1 protein-coding gene is annotated in these 272 nt (G+C 58.8%); it reads left to right on the top strand.

The features are described from left to right. The coding region (locus P2081_RS21315; RefSeq protein WP_369011425.1) for a cytochrome c1 at positions 1-272 on the top strand (272 nt) is incomplete at both ends.

Genomic DNA, 272 nt, shown 5'->3' with positions numbered 1-272 from the left:
GCTGAAGACCTCGAACTTCATCCACCCAAGAACCCATGGAGTCACAGTGGGTGGTTCGACTCATTCGATCATGCGAGCATCCGACGAGGGTACGAGGTGTACAAGCAGGTGTGTGCCGCGTGCCACAGTATGAGGTTCATCGCCTACCGAAACCTCGTTGGCGTCAGTCACACCGAGGAGGAGGCCAAGGCAGAGGCCGAGGAGCAGCTGATCCTGGACGGGCCTGACGACACAGGCAACATGTTCAAGCGTCCGGGCAAGCTGTCGGACTA

The sequence above is a fragment of the Pseudophaeobacter profundi genome (assembly GCF_029697505.1).
Lineage (GTDB): Bacteria > Pseudomonadota > Alphaproteobacteria > Rhodobacterales > Rhodobacteraceae > Pseudophaeobacter > Pseudophaeobacter profundi.
This window is presented reverse-complemented; position numbering and strand designations above follow the sequence as displayed.